Annotated in this window: 4 protein-coding genes; 3 read left to right on the plus strand and 1 reads right to left on the minus strand. The window is 30.7% G+C overall.

The window, feature by feature from the left end; translation table 11 throughout:
- Nucleotides 1-84 precede the first annotated feature (84 nt).
- Nucleotides 85-555 carry a JAB domain-containing protein gene (locus CF599_RS19150; RefSeq protein ID WP_121967518.1) on the plus strand — a complete coding sequence of 157 codons (471 nt, stop codon included), beginning with the start codon at nucleotides 85-87 and terminating at the stop codon, nucleotides 553-555.
- A gap of 243 nt (nucleotides 556-798) precedes the next feature.
- Nucleotides 799-1,791, plus strand: coding sequence for a phosphotransferase (locus CF599_RS19155; protein ID WP_121967519.1), 993 nt, complete (start codon nucleotides 799-801; stop codon nucleotides 1,789-1,791).
- Between the two features lie 168 nt (nucleotides 1,792-1,959).
- Here the strand turns inward: CF599_RS19155 and CF599_RS19160 are convergent, their stop codons facing one another.
- Complete coding sequence (locus CF599_RS19160; RefSeq protein WP_121967520.1) at nucleotides 1,960-2,604, minus strand: CatA-like O-acetyltransferase; 645 nt, start codon at nucleotides 2,602-2,604, stop codon at nucleotides 1,960-1,962.
- A gap of 401 nt (nucleotides 2,605-3,005) precedes the next feature.
- Between CF599_RS19160 and CF599_RS19165 the strand changes: the two genes are divergently transcribed.
- Nucleotides 3,006-3,448 (plus strand): antirestriction protein ArdA (locus CF599_RS19165; RefSeq protein ID WP_143824844.1); only part of this gene is annotated, 443 nt, incomplete at its 3' end.

A 3,448-nucleotide genomic window follows, 5' to 3' on the forward strand; every position in this document is an offset into this window, starting at 1 on the left:
TGTCTTCGCTTTATTGCGTTGCTTTTTGCGCTCGCTTGAGTCTTACCTGTGCTTGCTCCATAATTAATTTAAAAATTTAATATTATGGAAACTACAGTTTTAAAAAGCAATTGGTTAGTAGCATCAGAAGTTGAGCTAATCTACAGAACAAAGATTAAAGCGTCTGAAAGACCTTTGATTGATTCATCATATAGCGCTTTTAAAATAGCATTAGAAACGTGGGATCTTGATAAGATTGAATTACTTGAACAATTCAAAGTACTTATGCTTTCTAATAACAATAGAGTACTTGGAGTGTATGAAATGTCATCAGGAGGTATTACTGGAACAGTAGTAGATGTGAGATTGCTATTCGCTGCCTTACTAAAATCAAAGAGCACGGCTTGCATCCTAGTCCACAATCACCCCTCTGGGAAATTACAACCAAGTGATGCTGATAAGCAGATTACTGCCAAGATTAAACAAGCAAGTCAATTGCTTGATATTGCTCTTTTAGATCATTTAATAATAACACCAGAGAGTTATTACTCTTTTGCAGATGAAGGCGTCTTATGACGCTTTTATCTTTATATGTAAAATTGATATTTATCGCTTTTAAAAGCTTAGGTTTTAATTATCAAGTTGTTTATATTCATAGCTAATGTACATAGAATTAAATTATATTCGCATTTAATTAAATACATCAAATAGGAATATAAATTGGCTTTTACACAATTCTTACTTTTGTTTGTTTGGTTTCTTATAAAATAATACTAACTCTTACTATACATCTCTTTACTAAAAACAAATCCACTAATTATGAAAGAAAAGTTTCCAACTATCAATTCAACACTTTCACCAACTGATCTTGGTAAACTTATTCAAGAGAAGTATAATTTAAGTGATAAAACTCAATGTAGTATATTTAGGATTGCTATGAATCACTTGTATATCATTGAAGATGGACAGACAAAATATGTTTTTAGAGTTTATACCCACAATTGGCGTACTAAAGTAGAAATTAAAGAAGAACTACGGCTTTTAATTCACTTAAAGCAAAATAATAAACAAGTCGCATATCCAATAGCTGACAAGGAAGGTACACAGATACAAGAAATTGAAGCGCCTGAAGGCAAGAGATTTGGTGTTTTATTTTCTTATGCAAAAGGGATAAAAACAGCAAAGTTTTCAGCTCAAACAAGTTTCTTAATTGGACAGACATTAGCAAATGTTCATCAATCATCTGAAAACTTCAAACTTTCCAGAATATCATATAACACTCAAAACCTGCTTGATAACTCTATTTTAAGAACAAAGAAGTTCTTTAGCAAGACTAATAGTGAAACTGAGTTCTTAGAAAAAATGTCTGCTTTCTTAAAGTTGAAAATGAACGAGATTGACAACCAAAAGATGAGATATGGAAGTGTTCATCTTGACGTTTGGTTTGATAACCTGCATATAGATGATGAAAAAGATGTAACATTCTTTGATTTTGATTTTTGTGGAAATGGTTACTTATGTTTAGATATATCTTATTACTTATTTCAGTTACTTGCAACAAATTTGAATGAAGAAGAATACCTACTTAAAGCTGAAAGCTTCATAGAAGGTTATCAAACAATAACCAAAATAAGTGACGAAGAGAAAAAGTTTATACCTTTTGCGTGTTTAGCAATTATGAACTACTACATAAGTATTCAGTGTGACAGATTTGACTACTGGACAAATATTTTCGTAAATGAAGATCACTTAAAAAGAATGGTTGGGAATTTAAAACGTTGGATTGCTTATAATAAGATTGAAATAGAATAATAAACGAAAAACAAAATACAGTTAACACTGACTTGGTTAAATATTAAGTAGAACATATTGTTTATTACACACAAATAACTATATACCAAAACATTAAAACCTCAAAAACAATTAAAATGTCTTTGAGGTTTAATCCATTTATTCCGAATAATACAATTCAATTCTAAGCTAGTTCAATTCTTTTATATTGTCACAAAATTCTTGTAAACTATGTAGTAATCTAGCTACATGAAGCCCATCACAAGTCGCATGGTGAACTTGTATAGAAAGAGGCATTACTACTTGTTCAGCATTAGTCACATATTTACCAAGAGTAAAAATAGGCGCGAAATATTCTCCTAAATCTGGTAGGTTTAGATTAAAACCATCAAAACTAATCCAAGGTAGCATAGAGATATTAAAAGTGTTGTCTATACCGCTTTGAGGGGAAAACGCATAGTTTCCTTTGTACTTTTGTTGAACTGTATCATATTCTTTTAAAAAAGATTTAAGATCATCAGTATAAACAGTGCACAACTCTGAGAAGGTCTCTGTTTCAGCGTGCATCGTTGTATAAGCAGGATTTACGGTATCCCACTGTATGAGCTCACCATCTTTCATAGCAAACTTAAACTCTGGATGCTTATTAACTGCTTTGGCAATTAAGTAAATGATTACTGGATAAAACTTGTATTCATGCTCCTTAATAAAAGGAATAACCTTCGTAATATCTATTTTCGTTGTTAAACTAAAGCTACATCTTAATTGATCTTTATAGTGGTAGAAATGTTCTTTTCTATTCCAAGAGTCAATATCAAACTTTTTATAATTCATTGTTGTTTAATTATTTCTAACAAAAATAGGCATACTTATCTATTGAATTGAGTAAAAAGCACTGAATCAACATTATTTTATCTTGAAAGCACCTTAGAAGCTTAGTTTTACCGATAATCTTTATTAAGTACCTATCTAATCCTAGATAAGACATCAAGCTCTTTTAGAGATATTCCCCCTACCCTCTTAGATGTAATAAGTTAATGCCTTAGACTCTGATATTTCAGTAGGCAAAGTTTTTCTAGCTTTTTAGCCCATCAAGTTCAAGTCCTTTAGATTACTTCAATAAATCTTCCTCAAGGATTGAGTGTATTGATTTTGTAAAACTTGCTCTTAGCTAAAAACCAAAAACAGAAGTGCCATGAAATTAACCAGACCCTAAGGTCATAATACTATTTATCATGGAAAATTTAATGCACTCAAAAGTTTATGTTGGTACTTATGCTAAGTATAACGATGGTTCAATTCAAGGAGACTGGGTTGATTTAAACAATTTTAGTTCTTTAGATGAATTTAATGAGTTCTGCAAAGAACTTCATTCTGACGAAACAGATCCTGAATTTATGTTTCAAGATTGGGAAAATATCCCATCTGAATTAATCTCAGAAAGTAGCCTTTCAGAAAATATCTTTTCAATAATTGAAAAGGTATCAGATTTAGAATATAACACTTTAGAAGCTTTCTCAGCTTGGATAAATATTGGTAATCATAATATTGCATCAGAGGATATAGATGCTTTATTTGAGGCGTTTGAAGATGATTATCAAGGACATTATGATAGTGAAGAAGACTTCGCTTATCAGATAATTAAAGACTGTTATGATCTATCAGATTTTGTCAAATC

The sequence above is a fragment of the Myroides sp. N17-2 genome, assembly GCF_002286775.1.
Lineage (GTDB): Bacteria > Bacteroidota > Bacteroidia > Flavobacteriales > Flavobacteriaceae > Flavobacterium.